This window comes from Pseudescherichia sp. AS216, from assembly GCF_037152055.1.
Classification (GTDB): Bacteria; Pseudomonadota; Gammaproteobacteria; order Enterobacterales; family Enterobacteriaceae; genus Pseudescherichia.
On the sequence record NZ_JBBCMV010000021.1, the window covers coordinates 1 to 460 of the forward strand.

The 460-nt window shown below is 65.4% G+C and carries 1 protein-coding gene; it reads right to left on the reverse strand.

Going from position 1 to position 460, the window contains the following annotated elements:
• Positions 1–460 (reverse strand): DUF6531 domain-containing protein (locus WFN61_RS20715; RefSeq protein WP_337039146.1); only part of this gene is annotated, 460 nt, incomplete at both ends.

A 460-nucleotide genomic window follows, 5' to 3' on the forward strand; every position in this document is an offset into this window, starting at 1 on the left:
CCCCGGGAAGGAGATACAGTCCCCCGACGGCGCGCGCCACACCAGCCCGTCACCGTAGCGTTCAAGGGAGGTTTCCCAGAACAGGCTCCAGCCACGACCCAGCACGCTGTCGCCAGGGTTACCGCTGCGCCAGCAGCGCTGCCAGCGTACCGGCAGGCGGGAAGGGAGGGTAAAATCCAGCTCGTCATCACCACAGAGAAATTTTTGTCCGCTGACGATATCCACCGGGCGGGCGATAATGCCCACCGCGGCGACACCGGCCATCAGCTGTCCGGCACGACAGGCGATGCGCGCCAGTTTGTTAATACCCGGCAGTTTACTCAGCAGGCTGCCGAGCGCACCGGCTTCCCCGCCAGCGCCACCGGCTCCCCCGAGCAGTCCGGCGAACAGCAGCGTCAGATCCGAGGCTTTGTATAATCCGTCCGGGACCTCAGCCTGCACGGGCAGGGTCTGCTCTGAG